Source organism: Micromonospora sp. NPDC049366, assembly GCF_044466625.1.
In the GTDB taxonomy this organism is placed as follows: domain Bacteria; phylum Actinomycetota; class Actinomycetes; order Mycobacteriales; family Micromonosporaceae; genus Micromonospora.
The window spans coordinates 19,910-39,693 of the sequence record NZ_JBITMV010000028.1 but is presented as its reverse complement, the minus strand read 5'-3'; the positions used below and the strand labels follow the sequence as shown (position 1 = coordinate 39,693).

12 protein-coding genes are annotated in these 19,784 nt (G+C 70.3%); 6 read left to right on the top strand and 6 right to left on the bottom strand.

Features of this window, described 5'->3' with window-relative positions:
* The coding region (locus ACIBTV_RS29505) for a transposase (RefSeq protein WP_396710142.1) at positions 1–408 on the top strand (408 nt) is incomplete at its 5' end.
* 399 nt (positions 409–807) lie between these two features.
* Here ACIBTV_RS29505 and ACIBTV_RS29500 read toward each other — a convergent pair.
* Both ACIBTV_RS29500 and ACIBTV_RS29495 read right to left on the bottom strand, forming a co-directional pair.
* The gene (locus ACIBTV_RS29500; RefSeq protein WP_396710140.1) at positions 808–1,323 is read right to left on the bottom strand and encodes a hypothetical protein; all 516 of its coding nucleotides are present in this window, start codon (positions 1,321–1,323) and stop codon (positions 808–810) included.
* Between the two features lie 79 nt (positions 1,324–1,402).
* On the bottom strand, positions 1,403–1,870 hold the full coding sequence (locus tag ACIBTV_RS29495; protein ID WP_396710138.1) for a hypothetical protein: 468 nt from the start codon (positions 1,868–1,870) through the stop codon (positions 1,403–1,405).
* Positions 1,871–2,400: 530 nt separating this feature from the next.
* Between ACIBTV_RS29495 and ACIBTV_RS29490 the strand changes: the two genes are divergently transcribed.
* From ACIBTV_RS29490 to ACIBTV_RS29475, 4 genes are all read left to right on the top strand, one after another.
* Positions 2,401–3,462 (top strand): hypothetical protein, encoded by a 1,062-nt coding sequence (locus tag ACIBTV_RS29490; RefSeq protein WP_396710136.1) that lies wholly within the window; start codon positions 2,401–2,403, stop codon positions 3,460–3,462.
* A gap of 335 nt (positions 3,463–3,797) precedes the next feature.
* A complete protein-coding gene (locus ACIBTV_RS29485; protein WP_396710134.1) occupies positions 3,798–6,989 on the top strand; it encodes a penicillin acylase family protein in 3,192 nt (1,063 codons plus the stop codon).
* 302 nt (positions 6,990–7,291) lie between these two features.
* Positions 7,292–8,200 carry a class A beta-lactamase gene (gene bla, locus ACIBTV_RS29480; RefSeq protein WP_396710147.1) on the top strand — a complete coding sequence of 303 codons (909 nt, stop codon included), beginning with the start codon at positions 7,292–7,294 and terminating at the stop codon, positions 8,198–8,200.
* A gap of 86 nt (positions 8,201–8,286) precedes the next feature.
* Positions 8,287–8,424, top strand: coding sequence for a hypothetical protein (locus tag ACIBTV_RS29475; protein ID WP_396710132.1), 138 nt, complete (start codon positions 8,287–8,289; stop codon positions 8,422–8,424).
* An 88-nt stretch (positions 8,425–8,512) separates the two neighbouring features.
* Here the strand turns inward: ACIBTV_RS29475 and ACIBTV_RS29470 are convergent, their stop codons facing one another.
* The 4 genes from ACIBTV_RS29470 to ACIBTV_RS29455 all read right to left on the bottom strand — a co-directional run bounded on the left by ACIBTV_RS29470 (position 8,513) and on the right by ACIBTV_RS29455 (position 18,736).
* Complete coding sequence (locus ACIBTV_RS29470; protein WP_396710130.1) at positions 8,513–14,698, bottom strand: S8 family serine peptidase; 6,186 nt, start codon at positions 14,696–14,698, stop codon at positions 8,513–8,515.
* Between the two features lie 14 nt (positions 14,699–14,712).
* Positions 14,713–14,883, bottom strand: a complete 171-nt coding sequence (locus tag ACIBTV_RS29465; protein ID WP_396710129.1) for a hypothetical protein — start codon at positions 14,881–14,883, stop codon at positions 14,713–14,715.
* A gap of 81 nt (positions 14,884–14,964) precedes the next feature.
* Positions 14,965–17,880 (bottom strand): ATP-binding protein, encoded by a 2,916-nt coding sequence (locus ACIBTV_RS29460; RefSeq protein WP_396710127.1) that lies wholly within the window; start codon positions 17,878–17,880, stop codon positions 14,965–14,967.
* A 301-nt stretch (positions 17,881–18,181) separates the two neighbouring features.
* On the bottom strand, positions 18,182–18,736 hold the full coding sequence (locus tag ACIBTV_RS29455) for a GrpB family protein (protein ID WP_396710126.1): 555 nt from the start codon (positions 18,734–18,736) through the stop codon (positions 18,182–18,184).
* Between the two features lie 338 nt (positions 18,737–19,074).
* On the opposite strand from ACIBTV_RS29455, the gene ACIBTV_RS29450 reads away from it, so the two are divergent.
* Positions 19,075–19,518, top strand: a complete 444-nt coding sequence (locus tag ACIBTV_RS29450; RefSeq protein WP_396710124.1) for a hypothetical protein — start codon at positions 19,075–19,077, stop codon at positions 19,516–19,518.
* The last annotated feature ends 266 nt before the right edge of the window (positions 19,519–19,784 follow it).

Here is a 19,784-nt window from a genome sequence, read left to right as displayed (position 1 = left end):
CACGACACCCGCCAACTGGTGCGACTGCTCGACGACGTGGCCGTGGCCCGCCCCGGCCGGATCGGCCGCCCCCGCAAACGCCTCGATTCCCTCTCTGCGGACAAGGCGTACAGCTCGCGCGGCAACCGCCGATCGCTGCGGGCCCGGCGCATCCCCCACGACATCCCCGAAAAAGACGACCAGAAAGCCCACCGCGCCCGGAAAGGGTCACGCGGTGGCCGCCCACCCACCTTCCGCCCGCACCGCTACCGGCAGCGCAACACCATCGAACGGCTGATGAACCGGCGCAAGCAGTTCCGCGCCGTGGCCACCAGGTACGACAAGCTCGCCTGCCGCTACCGCGCCACTGTGCAGATCGCCGACATCCTCATCTGGCTACGCGCGAAACCGGACCGACCCAAGCCATGATCCAGGAGACACGGCCTAACGCCAACCGTTATCGCACCCGTCCGGCCTCGGTTCAGTCGCTACCGACTCGCCATCGACGACTGCGGAGTCCGGCACCCCTTTGGCCTGTACCGCTGGCCGCTGCCCATGACCGACATCAGCGCCGCGGAAGAGGCTCACCTGGATGCGGCGACCTGGCACACTCGCGGAATGCTGCGCGGGGCGACCGATCCGTACTACCGCTGCTGCCGGTCAGGTGCTGACTCTGCGGCTGGCTGACGGCACCCGCCGGCTCGTCATCTGCCGCGACGTCGCCACCGCAGTCGACACCGTGAACACCCTGCGCGCTCGGGGTGCTTGCCCGCTGAGCCACGCGCGCCGTCCGAACCCTGGTGCGAAGCGGGAACTGACGCGCCGCCATCAGCGCTTGCCTCTCTTGTTCAGCGTGGTGGTCTTCCGCGCGCGTGCCGGAGCCGCATCAGCCTTGCGGCGGGCCCGGCGGTGAGCGGCGAAGCCCACCCCTCCGAGTGCTGCGAGTGCGATTCCCCACGGTAAGGAGGCCCAATGGTTGAGGGGGTGCCGGGAGTCATCGGTGCTGCCGTTGTCGGCGAGGAACGACGCGGGGTCGTCCGGGTCGACCAGGATGGACATCGTCGGCCCGCCCGGTAGCCCCTTGATCGTGCTGGTGAACGTCTCCCCGTCGAACTGGTAGCTGATCGTCGTCGTGTCCAGGCTCTTGTTGCTGGACCAGTGGCGATCCTTGACGATGGCAGTCACTGGCACGCCCTCCGACAGGAGGCGGTCCTTCTTCGCCTCGTCACCGGTCTTCACGACAGCGGCGCCGATCGACAGGGCCGGGCCGATCACGAGCAGCAGCGCGTAGATGACGAGCCAGGGCCACGAATGGCCGTCGGACTTCGTTTTCGACTCGGACACAGGAACACGCTCCTCCGACGGGGCCCGGTCACGTCCCGTGGCGTGGTGTAGATCGTCCGCGTGAGGCTCTGTGCGCTGTTCAGTTTTCTGCATTGTTGTCGGGCTGGCAACGGGTCTGGTCAGGCGGCGATGGGTTTGCTGGTGGGGCCTTCTTGGGGGGTGCTGATCTGGGCCATGCTGGCTTCGGCGGGGTAGCGGGGGCCGATGATCTGCTGTTCGTCGTGGGCTTCGACGAGGACGGCGCCGGCGAGGCGGAGCAGGGCTTCGGCCTGGCAATGCGACCGCTCTGTGACGGCGCCGCGACGGCGGCGTGAACAGTCCTGCTACCGCCGATCTCGACGATGGTGACGAGTTGCCAGCCGGTCGCCTCGAGCATCTCGGCCACCATCAAGGCTCGGGTCACCAGCTCCGCGCCGACGCCCCGGCTCACCACCACCGACAGCAGTCGGTACGGGTAGCCGCGCAGATCAACGCGGTTGGTGAGGATCGCTTCGTCGCTCACCATGCGGGTGCGCATGATGTGTTCAGGTGTTTCCCGCGCGGCCACAGTCTGAACGTAGCCGGGTCGCCGACGGGCCGTTGTCCGGGGCGTCAGCCCGGCACGGTCGTGGCTGTGCGTGATTGGCGTCGCTCAGGCCTGGCCATCGCTCTCGCCGGCCTCGTCGCCGTCGCCGGTTCTCCGGCTGTGACCGCGGCCAGGACCTACCGGCGGCCGCACAATCGCCAAGGACGGGCGGACGTTACGTCTGTTGCGCGGCAACTCCCCCCGACCGTCACACGGATCAACGCGGCCCACCCGTGCCCGTCGCGTTCGAGCGGTGACACCGAACGGCAATCCTCGACGACGATGGGGCCCGCAGCAGAGGGCGGACAGACCGGGGCCCGCGTCACCTGCGATCGACCCGTGAAACCGTTACGCCGCAACAAACGCGACAGAGCCTAGCAAAGCGCTGCCGGCAGTGGCCGTCTACTATGGAGCCTCGGCGATCGGCGAGGCCCTGCCGGGATTTCGGCCTTCAGCGCCGCCAGTTACTGATTCTCGGCAGTGCGGACACCGTGATGAACGGGGTGAGAGAAATGAACGATTCCGTGCGGGCTGATCGCCTCGTCGAAACCTTGGGCGCTGGTCGTCTTTCGATGCGGCGCCGTCACATGCTTTCGTTGGTCGGCATGGCAGGGGTGGCCGCGCTGCCGAAAATTGGCGTGTCCGCCCCGAACGCTCCGTTCGACTTCTTCAACAGACGCATTCCCGATGAGCTGCACGCCCTGATGGGCCGGGTAGCCCATCAGGGCATCACCACCCTGGCTTTCACACCGAGCGGTGGCTGGGTGTTGGTGACGCAGGACGGCGATCTGTTCAGTCGCGACATCCCTCAAGAGTGCGAACAGAAGCTGCGGCAGTGGCTGGGTCTCGGCTATCGGATCAATTGCGTGGCCTTCCCCCCGGCCGGGGGTAACAGCTGGGCCATCGTCGCTGATCGTGACATCTACGCGCGGAACATTCCCGATGAGTGCTGGCAGCGCATGCGGTCGTTCTGGGATGCCGGCAAAACGATGGTCCACCTGTCTTTTCCGCCGTCGGGTGGTAACAGTTGGTTCATCCTCACGGACTCGGACTTCTACAGCCGTAACTGCGGCAGCGAACTCTACGAACAGGTGAAGAGATACCTCAGCGAAGGGCGCAAGCTGCTGCAGGTGGCCTTCCCCTGGCACGGAGGCTGGGTGGTGACTGCGGCCGACGGCTTCGTCGCCAGTGGCGTCACTTCCGACTGTGACGAGAAGATGCGGGAGCTCACGGGCAAAGGCTGGCAACTGAACAATGTCGCCTTCGTGGCTGGTGGTGATGGCTGGTCGCTGTACTGTCGTGCCAGGCTCGCGCCCCGGCCGACACCCGATCCGATGAGCCCAAGCACGGAGGATCGGGCCAGCGGCAAGGCGGCAGCAGTGCCGAAAGAGCAACCCTCGGAAGGGACTCTACCGACTGTCGACGCCGGCAAAGAGAGCTGGATGAGCCCGGAAGGACTCACCGCTGCCGCTACCCTCCTGGGAGCTGTGGCAGCCCTTGTCGGCACGGTGGGATCCATCTGGCTTGCGCGAAGATCCCGCAGGCGCGGCGAATCGCAGGCGGCCGACTCTTAGCCGCGTGGTAGCGGCACGTCCGGCCCGCCACGACGGGTTCTCCGCCGCAGTCGGTGACGGCAGTTCCGCGGTCGCCCACACGTGATCAGCCGGGCTGGTGTGGGACCGACTTCTGGTCAGGGGACGCCCGGTGCGGAGAGGCGAGCGAAACGTCGGCATTGGCGCGTGGTGAACGGCGGGTATCCCGGATGGCGGTCCTGCGCCGATCATTGCCCGGAGATAGATGCGAGTCACTCTCACCTCCGGGTGGAACGCCCGGGCGCGGAGGGCGAGACGTCGGCACCGGAAGCCGGGCGCGACCGAACGGCCCGACTCCGCGTCCCCGGAGGATCACCATGCCCCGTCCCGCTCTCCGCCGCCGCCTCGCGGCGTTCACCGCCACCGCCCTGACCGCGAGCGTCCTGACGGTGACCCCGCCGTCACCGGCGCTGGCCGCCAGCACGTTCGCCGCCAACGACTACTGCCTCGGCCAGTGCGCCGACATCCTGCCCCCCGGGCAGAACGGCAACGCCACGCTCGTCGCCATCCTGGCGCACCAGGCGTTCGGCACCCGCCCGGCGCACTCCAGCGACCAGCTCGACGAGTACGCGAACCTGGTCTACAACTACGCCGGGCTGACCGACGAACAGATCGCCCACTTCTACAACGACGCCTCGTTCGGCGTCCCGGCCGCGCAGGTCGAGAGCACCATCTCGCCGCGCGCCGACGTCACCATCGTGCGAGACAAGGCCACCGGCGTCCCCCACGTCACCGGCACCACCCGCGCCGGCACCATGTTCGGCGCCGGCTACGCCGGGGCCCAGGACCGGCTCTGGGTGATGGACCTGCTGCGGCACGCCGGTCGCGGCACCCTCACCTCGTTCGCCGGCGGCGCGCCGGGCAACCGTGAGCTGGAGCAGAGCATCTGGGCCAACTCGCCCTACTCCGAGGCGGACCTGCAGGCCCAGGTGAACGCGCTGCGCCTCAAGGGCGCCCGGGGCCAGCAGCTCTACACCGACGTCGTCGACTACATCGCCGGCATCAACGCCTACATCGACAAGTCGATCGCCGAGGACAACTACCCGGGCGAGTACGTGCTCACGGGCGCCGGCAAGCCGCAGCACTTCACCATGACCGACCTCATCGCCACCGCCGGCGTCATCGGCGGGCTCTTCGGCGGGGGCGGCGGCAGCGAGATCCAGTCCGCGCTGGTCCGAGTGGCCGCCCGGGCCAAGTACGGGCCGACCGAGGGCGACCGGGTGTGGGCGGCGTTCCGGTCGCAGAACGACCCGGAGACCGTGCTCACCCTGCACGACGGGCAGAGTTTCCCGTACGGGGCGACGCCGCCAGGCGCGACCAGCGCCGTGCTGCCCGACGCCGGCTCGGTGGTCGCCGAACCCCTCGCCTACGACCTCAGCGGCGGGGCCGCCGCCCGCACCGGCACCGGCACCAGCATCGCCACGCAGGGGCTGCTCGGCGGCCTGTCCAACCTGCGCGCGCACGGCATGTCCAACGCCGTCGTGGTCTCCGGACGGCACAGCAGCACCGGCAACCCGGTGGCCGTGTTCGGGCCGCAGACCGGCTACTTCGCGCCGCAGTTGCTGATGCTCCAGGAACTGCAGGGCCCGGGCATCAGCGCCCGCGGCGCCGCGTTCGCCGGGCTCAACCTCTACGTGCTGCTCGGCCGGGGCCAGGACTACGCGTGGAGCGCGACCTCCGCGTCCCAGGACCTCACCGACACGTACGCGGTGCCGCTGTGCACCACCGACGGCAGCGCCCCGACACTGCGCACCAACCGCTACCTCTACCACGGGCAGTGCCTGGCCATGGAGGCGCTGGAGCAGCGCAACTCCTGGTCGCCGACGCTGGCCGACTCCACCCCGGCCGGCTCCTACACGCTGCGCGCGCTGCGCACCAAGTACGGGCTGGTGGCCTACCGGGGCCTGGTGAACGGGCAACCGACCGCGTTCACGAAGCTGCGCTCGACCTACCGGCACGAGGCCGACTCGGCGATCGGCTTCCAGGCCTACAACGACCCGTCGGCGATGGGCAGCGCGGCGGCTTTCCAGGCCTCCGCGGCCACCGTCGGCTACGCGTTCAACTGGTTCTACGTCAACTCGACCGAGGCGGCGTACTTCAACTCCGGCTCGAACCCGGTCCGTCCGGCCACCGCCGACCCGAACCTGCCCACGAAGGCCGAGCCGGCGTACGAGTGGGTCGGCTGGAACCCGGACACCAACGACGCCACCTATCTCCCGACCTCGGCTCACCCGCAGTCGGTCAACCAGGACTACTACGTCAGCTGGAACAACAAGCAGGCGCGGGACTTCGGGGCGGCCGACGGCAACTTCAGCTTCGGCTCCGTACACCGGGGTCAGCTGCTCGACGCCCCCGTGCGCACCGCGATCGCCCAGCGCAAGCTCGGCCGCGCCGACGTCGTCACGATCATGGCGGACGCGGCGGTGACCGACCTGCGCGGCCAGCAGGTCCTCGGTGACCTGCTGCGGGTGCTGGACAGCACGCCCGTCACGGATCCGGCGCTGGCCGACGCGGTCGGCAAGCTGCGGGCCTGGCAGCAGGCCGGGGCGCGCCGGGTGGAGACGTCCCCCGGCGCCAAGGTCTACCAGCACGCCGACGCGATCCGGATCTTCGACGCCTGGTGGCCGCTGCTGGCCTCCGCGCAGTTCCGCCCCGGTCTCGGGCCGGACCTCTACGCCGCGCTGGTCGACGCCATCGAGGTGAACGAGGCGCCCTCGGGCGGCCAGAACGGCGGGCGCGACGGTGCCGCGAGCTGGGCGTTGCAGGGTCAGGCGCACAAGGGCTCGTCGTTCCAGTACGGCTGGTGGGGCTACGTCGACAAGGACCTGCGCACCGTGCTCGGCGACCCCGTCGCCGGCGGGCTGGGCCGCGCCTACTGCGGCAACGGCAACCTCGGCGCCTGCCGCCAGGCGCTGCTCGACACGCTCGGCCAGGCCGCCGCGGTGCCGGCCACCACGGTCTACCCGGGCGACACGTCCTGCGGGGCCGGCGACCAGTGGTGCGCCGACTCGATCGCCCACTCCGGGCTGGGCGGCATCACCCATCCGCTGATCGCCTGGCAGAACCGCCCCACCTACCAGCAGGTCGTCTCGTTCCCGGCGCGCCGCGGCGACGACGTCTCCAACTTGGCCCAGGGTCGTGCGGCCACCGCGTCGAGCACCCAGTTCCTGACCAGCCACACCCCGGACAAGGCCGTCGACGGCAGTCTCTCCAGCCGGTGGGCGAGCAGCTACAACGACAACCAGTGGATCCGGGTCGACCTCGGCACCGCCCGCAGCGTCAGCCGGGTGGTCCTGCGCTGGGAGGCCGCCTACGCCACCTCGTACCGGGTCGAGGTCTCCGGCGACGGCAGCTCCTGGACGCCGGTGTTCACCACCACCGCCGGCAACGGCGGCGTCGACAACGTGACCTTCACCCCGGTCACCGCCCGCTACCTGCGGGTGTACGGGGTCAAGCGGGCCACCTCGTACGGGTTCTCGCTCTACGAATTCGAGGTGTACGGACGCTGATCTCACCCGGAGGGGGCGGCGGAAACCACTCGCCGACCCCTCCGGGTTCCGGCGATCCATGCCCCGAACATTGCCCCGCTACCCCCTTCGCCTCAACGATGGGGACTTCTTTGTGCTGCTTGGGCCTTCCGAGGACGGGAAGCCGACCCTGTTACGGTCGATCGCCGGGGACCATCACGCCGACATCGGCCCTGTCCCGACGCGCTGATCCCCGGCATGACGGTGCGGGAGAACATCACCTACGCGGTGGTCATCGCCCGCTGCCCTCGTCAGGCGGTCCGCCCACGGCACCGACAGGAGCGATCATGGTTCGGGTGACACAACGACTGGTGGCCGCGGCGACGGCCGTGTCCCTTGCCGCGTGCACCCCCGTCAAGGCCCCGGAACAGCCGGCGGGGGACCGCGAGGTGCGGGTCACCCCATCCACGGTCGCCGACCACGACCGCGAGTTCCGGCTCTTGGAGGAGCGGTTCGACGCCCGGTTGGGGGTCTACGCCATCGACACCGGCACCGGTCGCACGGTGGCGTACCGGTCCGACGAACGGTTCGCGTACGCGTCGACGTTCAAGGCCTTGGCCGCCGCCGTGGTCCTCGACGAAACCACCGACACCGAGCTGAACCGGGTGGTGCGGTACTCGGCGGACGACCTGGTGACCTACTCGCCGATCACGCAGCAGCACGTCAACGACGGCATGACGCTGCGCGCGATCGCCGACGCGGCCGTGCGGTACAGCGACAACACGGCCGGCAACCTGCTGTTGCGCAAACTCGGCGGACCACAGCGGTTCGAGAAGAAACTGCGGGTGATCGGCGACACGGTCACCGATCCGGCGCGCTACGAAACCGCACTAAACGAGGCGAGGCCGGGTGACCGGCGGGACACCAGCACCGCGCGGGCCCTGGCCCAGGATCTGCGGGCGTACGCCGTGGGCGACGCCCTGGAACCGGCGGACCGCGACGTGCTCACTGGTTGGCTGCGGGGCAACACCACCGGCGGCGAGCTGATCCGCGCCGGTGTCCCCGACGGCTGGGCCGTCGGGGACAAGACCGGCGCCGGCGGGTACGGCACCCGCAACGACATCGCGGTGATCTGGCCCCCGGACCGCGCGCCGATCGTCCTCGCGGTGCTGTCCAGCCGCGACGAGAAGGACGCCGACTACGACAACGCGCTGATCGCCCGGGCGACCGAGGTCGTGATCTCCGCGCTGTGACGGGGTGTCGGCCCGCCGCGTGATCTTGGCGTACGAGACCGGGTTGGTTCGGCCCGGTGAGTCCACGGCTCCGCCGAGGCGGCTTTGTGGGGACGCAGGACATCTTTACGGCTGAGCTCTGGGCCGGCCCGGGGATCAACACCTACTTCTTCCTCGGGGCGGTGTTGCTCGCCGTGACGACGGTCTCCTACGTCCGCCGGTCACGAGCGGACGGTCGCGCCTGACCGCCGCACTTTCCACCACCAGGTCGACATGGTCAGAGCCTCCCCGGCGATCCGAGGAGGCTCTGACGACTGTCGATGGATGGCTATCTCAGAGGCGCGGGTCCTGCTGGACCTTCAGGGCGTTGAGGATCGGATCACCCTCGCCCTTCTCGCGGCTGAACTCGATCGTCAGATCACCACCGGCGTGCTCGACGGTGACCGCGTTCAGGTCCGCGGTCAGCGCGCCCACCTTCGCCTGCACGTCGTGGTCGTAGAGCACCACCGTGCCGTCGGCCAGAACATCGAAGGCGCGCTTGCCGACCTTGACGTTCTCGATCTCGGCGAAGTCGAGGCCGATCCGGTACGTGCCGGCGGGGGCGTTCTTGAACACGTAGCTGAACGTCTCACCGGTCCGCTGGGTGCGGAACAGCGCGTCGTCCGTCGTGCCGGCGATGTCGGCCTTGGTGGACCGTGCCTTGCCGCCGACGTAGCCCCACGGCCGCTTGCCGAGCTCCTGGTCGGGCGACCAGACGAAGCCGTCGGATCCGACGTAGCCGGAGCCGCCCACGTCGACGCCCTGCCAGTAGGCCGAGGTCGCCAGGCGCACCGGCTTGAGCTGGGTTTCACCCTTGCCGGCGTTCGACGCGACGAGCACGTCCCCGACGAGCACACCGGGCTCGACGCCGGCGTTGTCGGCCGTCGCCGTGACCGTGGTGGACGTGCCGGGCGCGAGCGTGACCGTGCCGGTTGCGGCCGCACCCGTGAGGGTCAGCCAGGGAAGGTCAGCGGCCTCGTGCCCGCCGTCGCCGGTGCGCTGCTGCTCGCTGAGCCGCACCTCCAGGGGGGCGGAACCGGTGTTGGTCACCGTCACGTCGGCCGTCGTCTTCTGGCCCTTGTCGAGGAGCCAGTCGAAGTCAGCTCCCGTGACGGTGGCGATGCCCGTGGTCAACGCCGTGTCGACCACCTCGGCCTGGTCCTTCTTGGCGATGGCCACCGGGTGGCTGGCGGTGACGTAGTTCGGTGACGACACCTCCACGGTGTTCTCGCCGACCAGCGCCTGCGCCTTCCACCGACCCTTCACGTCGGTCGTGATGACCCGCTCACCGGCCGGCCCCTTGATCGTGACGATCGCGCCCTCCATCGGCTTGCCGTCGTTCTTGTCGGTGACCGTGCCCTCGATCGTGCCCGCGGCCGGGAGGGTGTACTCCAGGCCCAGGCCGGCCTTCAGGACGGGCTGGTTGAAGGAGTGCTGGCCCGCGGGGTTGCGCGTCAGGCTCTCCACACCGACCGTCGCCGACGACCCCCGGGTCAGCGGGTTGTCGCCGCCGACACCGTCGCCGTACCCGATCTGGATCCGTCCGTCGGCGAGCAGGGTGACCGAGAAGCTCACGCGAGCCGTCGGGTCGTTGTAGAAGGCGACGTTGCGCCACTCGATGACTTCCGCCGCCACGCCGTCCACCTCGGTCCTGCCGAAGTAGATGCCCGCCTCGTCGTCGACGACGAGGTCGTCCCAGAACGGGTAGATCGCGTCGATCGGGTACGGCCCCGGCAGTGCCGCGTTGCTGCCCGACGTGTTGGCGCGGTCGAAGGTCAGCGTGCCGTTCGTCGTCACGCACACGCCGTCCCAGGCCGTGTCGTAGAACGGGAACACGAAGCTGGTGTCGAACCACAGCACGCCGCAGAGGTCGTCGCCGTGCCACCCGGACTCCTCCGTGCCCTGGCGGTAGAGCCCCTCGGTCACCTTCATCGTGTACGAGCGACCGGCGGGTGCCACCGGCACGGGGCCCGGGTCCGGCTGCTCGGGCTGGGGCTCCGGCTCCGCCGTGTCCGCGCGCGGGTCGAGCGTCACCCGCAGCGCGGCGACGCTCGGGGCCTTCAGGCCCTTCGAGCCCCGCAGCTCCACGGTCAGCGGCCCGCCCTCGTGCTTCACGACGGCGGTACGCCAGTCGGCGGCGTTCTGGCCCACGGCCGCGGCCGGGTCGTACGCGTACTCCGCCAGCGTGCCGTCCACGAGGACGTCGAACACCCGCTTGCCCGTGGCCACCTTGTCGATCTCGGCGAAGCCGAGATCGATCGCGTAGGTGCCCTTGGGCGCGTCGGGGAAGCGGTAGAACAGCTGCTTGTCCGACGTGGTGCGCTGCAACTGGAACAGGGCGTCGTCCGTCGTACCGGCGATGTCGGCCCGAGTGGAGGTGACCTTCGTCTTCCCCTCGTAGCCCCATGCCGTCTTGCCGGCGGCCTGGTCGCCGGACCAGGTGTAGCCGGAGCCGTCGGTGAACGACGGGCCGCCGGCGTTGACACCGACCTGGTACTTCGTGGTCGTCAGCGTCACCGGGACGTAGGTCTTGGACTGGCGTCCGGCGTCGGACCTGACCACGATGTTCGCGCCGAGGACGCCCGGCTTGGCGCCCTTCGAGGAGATCGACACCTTGACGGTCGTCGACTGACCCGGGGCGAGGGTGCCGCCGGTCGAGGAGAGCGACAGCCACGGCAGGTCGGTGATCAGGTCGTCCTCGACGTCGACGAGCACGACGTCATCGGCGAGCTGGTCGACCGCCCACAGCGCCCCGGTCGAGTCAGTCTCGAGGCCGCCGCCCTGGCCCACCTTCTGGCCCGGGAACCACCACGCGTTCACCAGCGAGCAGTCGTCAGGGTCGACCTGCAGCAGGCGGGTGGGCCGGTTCGAGGTGAGGTCCGTGTACCAGATGGTGTCGGAGGCCTGGTTGTAGGCCAGGCCGATCACCTCGGACAGCGGCGGAGCGCAGAAGGACAGCAGCGCACCCGCGTTGTCGTGCGACGTCCCGGCGACGGTGCCGATCATGCCGTTGGCCCGGCCGCCGACGTAGAACACGTCCTCGACGGGGTTGTAGGCGAGACCGGTCAGCGGAACCGTGGACCAGTCGCCCTTGATCTGGCGGGTCTCCTTCCCGGTCTTGCGGTCGAAGCAGTGGATGTAGCTGGCCGGGCTGTCCTCCATCTGGCACATGTCACCGGTCTTGGTGTCCAGCGCCATGTCGAACGCCCGGTAGGCGGGGTTCCACGACGCGTCGAAGACCTTCCCGGTCGGCTTGCCCGTCACCGTGTAGGCGGTGTTGGTCCGCGCGTTGTAGTCGTGGACCCAGACGTCGCCGTCGTACCCGATGCCGGAGGGCTCCTTCTCGGCGATGGTGCCCGGGATGGCGATGCGGGTGATGACGTCGCCGCCGGCGGTCGGGCCGACCTTGGCGGCCGCCTGTGCCTCCGCGGTGCCGGACGTCGCCGCCTTGCCGTCGATGTTCGACGGCTTCATGCCGCCCGCACCGTTCTTCCACGCGGCGAGGTCGATGGTGCTGTCCCCACCCTTCGCGGTGCGCGCGGTGGCGCCGGCGGCGTCAAGCTCGGGGTGGCGCGCGGCCTCACCCAGGGTGTACGTGAGGGGAGCGGAGCCGTTGTTGGTCAGCGTCAGCGAGCCCACGCCGTTCTGGCCGGTGCCCAGGAGCGCCTCGAGGCCGTCGGCCTTCAGGCCGGCGACACCCGTGGTCAGCCGCGCGTCGACCTTGACGCCCGCGTAGAGCTTGTCGAGGGAGAACGGGTACGCCGCGGTGGCGTAGTTCGCCGCGTCGACCGTCATCGTGTAGTCGCCGACCGGAAGCTGACGGTGCACGACGCCCGTGCCGTTGGTCGTGACGGTCTCGACGAGCCCGCTCTTGTTCGTGAACGAGACCTTGGCCCCGGCCACCGGCAGTCCGTCGTTCTTGTCGACGACGGTCGCGTCGAGATACCCGAAGTCAGGCATGTCGTAGGTGACGATCATCCCGTCGCGCAGCACCGGGGCGCTGTCGGAGAACCGGATGCCATCTACGCCGGCCCAGCCCTGGATACCGGTGACGGCGTGCGCGCCGGCGGTGACCGGATCGTCGGACCCGACACCGTCGCCGTAGCCGAAGATCACCGTGCCGGAGCGGGTGAGCGTGGCCGAGAAGCTGACCGGCTCCGTGAACTCCGTTCGGCTCGGGTACGCCCACAGCTTGGCGTTGCGGTACTCGATGACGAACGCGTCCTCGCCGCCGACCTTGGTGGCTGCCGTGAAGATGCCACCGCCGGAGGCGAACTCGACGGGGGAGTTGACGTAGAACGGGAAGATGCCCGCACCGCCGCTGCCCGGTCCGGTGCTGGTGTCCGGCGAGATCACGCCGCGCAGGCCCACACCGAGGGTGTCGTGGCTGCCGTTGTAGAGCGCGACCGGGAACGGCAGCTTCACCGTGGCCCACACGCCGCTGGTGACCGTGACCGGGTCGGTGCCGCGCAGGTACTCGCCCTCGGAGACGACGCAGCTGTAGCCGCCCTTGTCCACGACGAGCCCGACCGGGATCTCACGGGACTCGTTCTGCGCGCCGACGGTCAGCGGGACCGTCGTGGGCGAGAAACAGGCGTTCGGCTTGACGCTCAGCTTGTATCCGCCCTCAGGGACACCGCCGATCGTGAACGCGCCGTTGGCGTCGGTGCGGACCGGCTTCAGCGGCGTGTTCGCGACGGAGACGTCGGCGTTCGGAACGGGCTGCTTCTTGTCATCGACGACCCTGCCGCTGATGTCGTGCCTCGCGGCAGCCGTGAGCGGCAGCGTGACCGAGGTGTCCTGGCCGAGGGTGACCGTGACGTTGGCGCTCGCGGTCAGGTAGCCGAAGACCTTGGTGCTGAGCTGGTAGTCGCCGACCGGCAGGTTCGTGGTGAACCGGCCGTCCTTGTCGGTTCCGATCGAGCGGCTGAATGGCCCGCTGATCGTCACCTCGGCCGCGGGGACCGGGGCGCCGTTGGCGGTGACCACACCGGTGAGGGTGCCGCCCTGCCGGGGCGCGAGCTCGAGCAGGCGGACGAGGTCGAGCCGGCCCTCGCCGTACTTGTTGTTCACCTCGGCGGTGCCGCCGCACTCGGTGTCGTCGACGTCGACGGCCGACTCGCCGAGCAGGCGGCGAGTCTCCTCGACCTGCCCGATGAGGGTCGGGTCGTAGCTCCACAGCGCCGCGACGGCGCCGGCGACGTGCGGCGCCGCCATCGAGGTGCCGCTCATCTCGGTGTAGCCGTTGCCCGGGTAGGCCGAACGGACGCCGTCGCCCGGAGCGGAGATCTCCGGCTTGATCCGGCCACCTTCACCCTCGCCCTTGCGGGAGAACGGCGCGAGCGTCCCGTCCGAGGCGAGGGCGCCGACGGAGTAGGCACTCTCGGCGGCGCCGGGGGAGGAGACGGTGTCGCAGTCCGCGTACGGCACGGTGTTGCCCGACGCCCAGACGCTGAAGATGCCGGCCGCGGTCCAGGCCTCGTCGATGGCCCGGAAGAAGTCGTCGAAGTCGTGCTCGAGGTCCTGGCCCCACGAGTTGTTGATCACGTGGGGGCGCTTGGCCGGGTCAGGGTTGTTGCCCTGGACGTCGGTCGGGGCGAGCAGCCACCAGCCGGAGCGCAGCAGCGACTCGACGCCGTTTTCGCAGCAGCCGTTCGTCGCGATCCACTGCGCCTCCGGGGCGACGCCGATGTGGTCGGTGCCGTCGTCGCCGACCATGGTGCCCATGGTGTGCGTGCCGTGTCCGTTGTCGTCGCACGGCGCACCCGTGCACGTACCTCGGGTGGCCATCCAGTTGTAGTTGTGGTCGACGGTGCCGTCGGACTTCGCACCGCGGTACTGGTGCACCAGGGCGGGGTGGTCGAACTGGACGCCCGAGTCCAGGTTGGACACGGTGATGCCCGCACCGGTGGCGCCCATGGCCCACGCCTGCGGGGCGTGGATGGCGTCCAGACCCCACGTGGTGGTGCCGTCTTCGGCCGCGGCCTTCGGGGCGGCGGGGCGGGCAGCCTGGTCAGCGGGGACCTTCTCGTCCACGGGCTCGACCAGCGCGACCTGCGGCGTCGCGTGGATCTCGGCGACCTGCACCTTCGCGGCCACGTCGAGGGCGAGCTTCTCGGTGCCCCCCTTGACCAGCACGGTGTTGGCGATCGGGTACGAGGTGTACTTGACGCCGGCCCGGTCGAGTTCGGCGGAGACCGATGCCAGGGAGTTCTTCGCCGCCGCGGTCAGCGCGTCGTAGACGAACTGACCGCGGGCGGTCCAGTCGGCGATCTTCTTCGCCGGCCCAAGGTCGGCCGTGGTGTCGAACCTGATCCAGAAGTCGGAGGCCGACTCCGCACGGAAGCGGTCCTTCAGGCTCGACTCGATCTTCTTAGCGGCCGCGCCGGGATCCGGCTCGGCGGCGGACGCCGGTGGCGCCTGGATCATGCTCAGGCCGACCGCTGCGGCAAGCGTTGCCGCGAGGGCTTTGAGTCTCATATGGGTCCTTCTGCCTACAGGGGTTGGTAGGGGTCGTGGCTCTCGTGCTCGTCGGCACCGTCGGCGTCGTGCGCGTCGTGGGCGTCGTGGGCGTCGGAGGTGCTGACGCGCGGCTCGCGCGACAGCTCGAGAGGCGGCTGGTGCTCGCTGGCGGAGTCGTCACGCCCGACAGGTCGCTCAGCCATGCATCAGCCCAGGGCTATGGATCATGGAGCCATGCTCGGGGGAGATGGGTGAGCTTCGCTATCCAGCGGATACGTCAAAATTCACGACAGGCCATCGAGGGAGTCCTCTTCGGCGAACACGCCGGCCTCCACCGCCTTGACCGCGAGCGCGGTCCGGGAGCTCACCTTCAACTTGCGCATCGCCGCACGCAGTTGCTGATCCACCGTCGCCGGCGACTTGGCCAGAATCCGGCTGATCTCCCGGTTCGTCTTGCCGGCGACGACCAGTTGGACCACGTCGAGCTCGCGAGGTGAGAGCTGATCGCCGTACCCTCGTCGACCGCCGCGCCACAGCCGCGGGACCTCGGCGCCGTGCTCGCGAAGCCGCTGCGCGACGCGGTCCGCGTCGCCGCGAGCCCCGAGCCGGAACAGCTGCTCGTACTGTGCGGCCAGCAGCTCCCGGCCCTGGTCGACCTGCCCATGCGCGATGAGCGCCTCGGCTTGACGCTCGCGGGCGAGCATGGCGTCGTAGGGGCGCGGCAGCGCACTCCACGCGCGCGCCGCCCGGTCGTACGCCGTCGCCGCGCGCGCGTGGTCTCCCGCCGCGGCGAGCAGCAGGGCACGGCACACGGCGAGCGCGGCGCGGGGCGCCGGCGCGGTCCGGCCGCGCAGTCCTCTGGCGAACTGGTCGCCCAGGCGTGTCGCGGCCTTCAGGTCCCCCGCGGCGAGGTACGCCTCGATCCGGGCGGGGACGAGATCCGTCGCCCAGACCCAGACGCCCTTTCTCCGCACGGTGTCCATCGGCCCGTCCGTGATCTGCAGCGCCCGGGCGCTGTTCCCGTCCGTCAGCCACAGCTTGGCCAGCGCGGCCGCCGCCTCCATCGTGTCGTCGGCCGCGCCGAGACGGGCATGCTCCTCGAGAACCAGCCGGAACTGCTCCTCCGCGGAGCGCCGCCGTCCGGCCGCGGCGGCCAACCGGGCCGCCAGGCGAATGCTGCCCAGGTAGTGCGCCGGCCGGTCCCGGTCGGCGTCGGCGAGGGCCGCGCTCTGCTCCGCGAGACCCTCCCACCGGCCGGTGAACCACGACAGGTTGGCCTGTTCGAGTCGGACGTTGTGCAGCAACCGGGACGCCTGCTCGTCCTCGGCAAGGCGCCTGGCCACGGCCAGGTGATGGTCCGCGTCGGCGTACCGCCCCCAGATCAGCGCGCCGGTCCCGACATTCGCGTGGATGCGGGCAACGTCGAGACGCTCCGCCGAGGTCGCGCCGTCGACGGGCAGGTCAGCGACGACGTCCCAGGCCTCCTCCTCGCCGAGCATGAGCAGCGCGGCGGCCCGGTTGCCGGCCAGGTTCAGCCGCTCCGCGGGCGAGTCGAACTCGGCGGCGAGATCGGCGGCGCGATCCAGCCACCGCCGATGCGTCGACGCCGGCCACGGCCCCGCATAGGCCCATCCGAGGTAGGTCATCGCCCGAGCCGCCTCGACCGGGTCATGGTCGAGGTTGGCCACCGCCTGCTCCAGCTCGCGGAGTGCGGCCTGCGCCTGACCCCCGGTGATCAGGAGCCGACCCAGGGGGTTGCGGATCTCGGCCTGCTGGCGGGCGGAGAGGCCGGGGGTCTCCAGCACCGAGCGCAGCGTACGGACCACGCGGTGGTAGACCTCGTCGACCGGTTCACGACGACCCAGGGCGGCAACCCCGGCGATGCGCGCCACCCGTGCCCGATCCGCCGGCGGCAGCACGGCCCACGACAGCAGATCGACCAGTACGTCGACCGCCTTGGTGTGGTCACCCGAGGCCATGGCCAGCTCGGCCACCTGCTCGGCGTAGCGCGCCCAGGACCGCCGCTCGCCCGCCGCACGGAAGTGGTGGGCAAGGCGGGCCACCGGCGGCGGATCGATGTCTTCCAGGGCCCGCCCGGCAAGCAGGTGGAAGTGTCGACGGTCGGTCAACGGGATCGCTTCGTAGACGGCCGTGGCGGCCAGCACATGCCGGAAACGCCAGCGGCCACGGTCATCGCCGTCCAGGACGCCGGCGTCGGCGGCCTCCGCGACAGCGCCCCGACACGCGGCTGGCGACAGGCCGGCGGTCTTCGCGATGGTGTCCACCGATGAGCGTTCAGCCAGCGTGGCCGCGGCCCGCAACGCCTGCTGCGCCGTCGGCGACAGACGGCTCACCCGTTCCCGGGTGGAGTCGCGCACCGTTGGCGGCACCTGTAGCTCGCGCAGCCTCAGCCGGACCCACTGCCCATCGCGGAAGACGAGATCGGCACGGTCGCACATGAGGCGAACCGACTCCTCCACCGCCAGCGGAACGCCCCCGGTCCGTTCATGCATGAACGTCGCGAACTCCTGCGAGACCGGGTTTCCGTCCAACATCGATGACACCAGCGCTGCCGTGTCGTCGGGTCGCATCGGCGCCAGGGCGATCCTCAGCTGGGTCACGCCAGCGGGCAACCGGGACGTCAGCCGCAGCAACAGCGATCCGTCGTCCACCTCCTCCGGTCGGTAGGAGACCACGAGGCTGGGTCCGTCCGACTGCTGTCGGGAGCAGACGAACAGCAGGAACTCCAGGGTCACCTCGTCGGCCCAGTGCGCGTCCTCGAGCACGAGAACGTCGACACGCAGCGCCCGCAGCAGCTCGTCCAGGGCGCGGAACAGGCGATGCCGTGCCGCCTTCGCATCGCCGAGGGACTGCAGCGCGGGCGGCAGGTCCGCGGACCATTCCGGGAACAGGGGCCGTAACGCACCCGCGAGCTCGGTGAGCCGCAACCGCGACACCGGGCGGTCGATCCCATGGAACGCGTCGACGATCGGCCCCAACGTCAGCGACTCGCGAAGTGGTGGGCACACCGAGACCAGAGCCGTGTGCTGGTCCGGCCCGGCCAACCACTCCCGCAGCAGTCGGCTCTTCCCGATGCCCGCCTCGCCCTCGACCAGCACGATCGCCGGTGGCCGGGCCAGGGCGCCGCGAAGCGCGGCCAGCTCCCGATCGCGGCCCACGAAGTGCGGCGTAGAGACCATCGGTGAAGTCCGATCGTCCTCGGGCGAGCGGTCGAGCACGCGTGATGATCTCTCTTTTCGCTGCTCGGGCACAAGTACCAGGCGGCTGCTCGGTTGCGGGCCCTCAGCGGGATGCCGGCTCAGCGTCGGGTCGCGCGGTAGGAGACCGGGGAGTGCGCGGTCGCTTCGTCAGTCACGTCGCCGCCGCCCGGGCAGCGTGCCCGCAGGTCCGGCCGGTCACCTTGGTCCGCTCACGGTGACCGGCCGCGGGGCGGCGCCCCGAGGTCGCCACCGTGCGGGCGCGACGGCCTTTACCGCAGTTCTAACCGCCCGCCGACTGGTGCCTTGCCGATCGGCTCCACCGGCGGGCCTCAGCCGACAGTCGCGTCATGATTGCTTCCTTTGCGGCGCCGTAACGGGCCCGGCTGTCGGGGTGCAACTCGGCCGCACGCCTCTTCGCCGCCTCGTAGCGGCGGGCGGCGTCGGGGTTGGCCGCGATGTAGGCACGAAGGAGTCGGTTCGCCTCCGGCGCCAGCGACGAGACGCCGAAGATGTGCAGATGGTGACTTCGCTTCCCGGCGGTGTCCTTCGCGAAGAACAAGTGATCACTGTCCTCGGGGAAGACCGTCGGACGATAGACGTACCCGAGCTGCTCAAGTGGCCGGAGGTCGGCGACGACCGCAGCAACCTCAGGTACGACCGCCTGGATGTCAATGATGGGCTTGGCCGCCAATCCGGGAATGCTGGTGGACCCGAAATGCTCCACGCTCAGCGCCGCAGGCAGCGCCGCCGACAGCAACGGTTGTTCGACCGCGAACCGCTCCGGCCAGGCCGGGTCGTAGGGCACCACCTCGACTACCGGCGCATCGTTTGCCACGTCAGCCACCGTAGCGGCCCGGCACAGCGGTCCGTGGCCGAGCTGTGTCGCAGGATCGACTCCCGTATGCCCCCCACGCGACCACATGCTCACCTGCGTCAGTACGGCGTCGTGCCAGAGGTGCGCCTCGTCCTCCGCCGACGCCCCGAGGGTTCGGTTCTCGGCCGTCGTCGACAGCCGAAACAGGTGGTCAACCGGGCTCGCGGTCAGCCGTGGATGCGGCCGCGACGTTCCGACCGCCGTCCGACCGGCATGATCAGGTCGTCCGATCGACGGATGGGCCTGGACCGCTCGTTCACTAACATCGGCGGCGATCACACTGCATACGGGGGACCTTCATGAACCAGAAACTTCAGGCCCGTGCGTTCGAACGGGTGACGCCGATGCTGCACGCCGGAGAGCAGCCGATCACTGCCACCCGCGCCCTGGTGGGGAAGTTCTCCGCCGGCCGGCTGGGCACGGTCGTCGCGCAGGGGATGATTCACGCGGGCGTCGGTGCGGTGGGAGCGGCACTGGTCTCGACCAGAAAGCAGTTTGTCGTGCTCACCAACCGGCGGATGATCTTCCTGCCGCAGACGTTCTTCGGTGGACCGGGCGCGGGCGTGCTCGGTGAGGTGCCCCGGGAGCACGTCGCGCTCGCCGAGGCGAAGATGGGCGTCGTGAGTCTGCTCCGCATCGCCTTCGGTGACAGCGGGGACGGCATCTCGCTGACCTTCCCCCGGGTCGACAAGAAGAATGCCGAGGCTCTCGCGGCGGCACTGTCTCCGGCGCGGGTCGACTGACGCCGCCGGGTGCACCCGGCCCCGCCCCCGTGGCGGAATGAGCTGTCTGCGCCGAACCGGAGCCCGATCACCTCGGTGACGGGTCTCCGGTCTCGGCGTATCGGCGGGGGGGGGGGGGGGGGGGGGGGGGGGGGGGGGGGGGGGCGCGGCGGCCCCCCCCCCCCCCCGGGGCGCGGGGGGGGGGGGCGGGGGGGGGGGGGGCCCCCCCCACGCCAGCTTCTGCTACTCGTCGCTCACCGGCTGGGAGGACGTCGGCCGGCTGGACG

Excerpts from the sequence above, each read along its gene's own strand:
- ACIBTV_RS29490 (WP_396710136.1), top strand. The coding sequence starts at position 2,401 with ATGAACGATTCCGTGCGGGCTGATCGCCTCGTCGAAACCTTGGGCGCT.
- ACIBTV_RS29485 (WP_396710134.1), top strand. The coding sequence starts at position 3,798 with ATGCCCCGTCCCGCTCTCCGCCGCCGCCTCGCGGCGTTCACCGCCACC.
- ACIBTV_RS29470 (WP_396710130.1), bottom strand. The coding sequence starts at position 14,698 with ATGAGACTCAAAGCCCTCGCGGCAACGCTTGCCGCAGCGGTCGGCCTG.
- ACIBTV_RS29465 (WP_396710129.1), bottom strand. The coding sequence starts at position 14,883 with ATGGCTGAGCGACCTGTCGGGCGTGACGACTCCGCCAGCGAGCACCAG.
- ACIBTV_RS29460 (WP_396710127.1), bottom strand. The coding sequence starts at position 17,880 with ATGGTCTCTACGCCGCACTTCGTGGGCCGCGATCGGGAGCTGGCCGCG.
- ACIBTV_RS29450 (WP_396710124.1), top strand. The coding sequence starts at position 19,075 with ATGAACCAGAAACTTCAGGCCCGTGCGTTCGAACGGGTGACGCCGATG.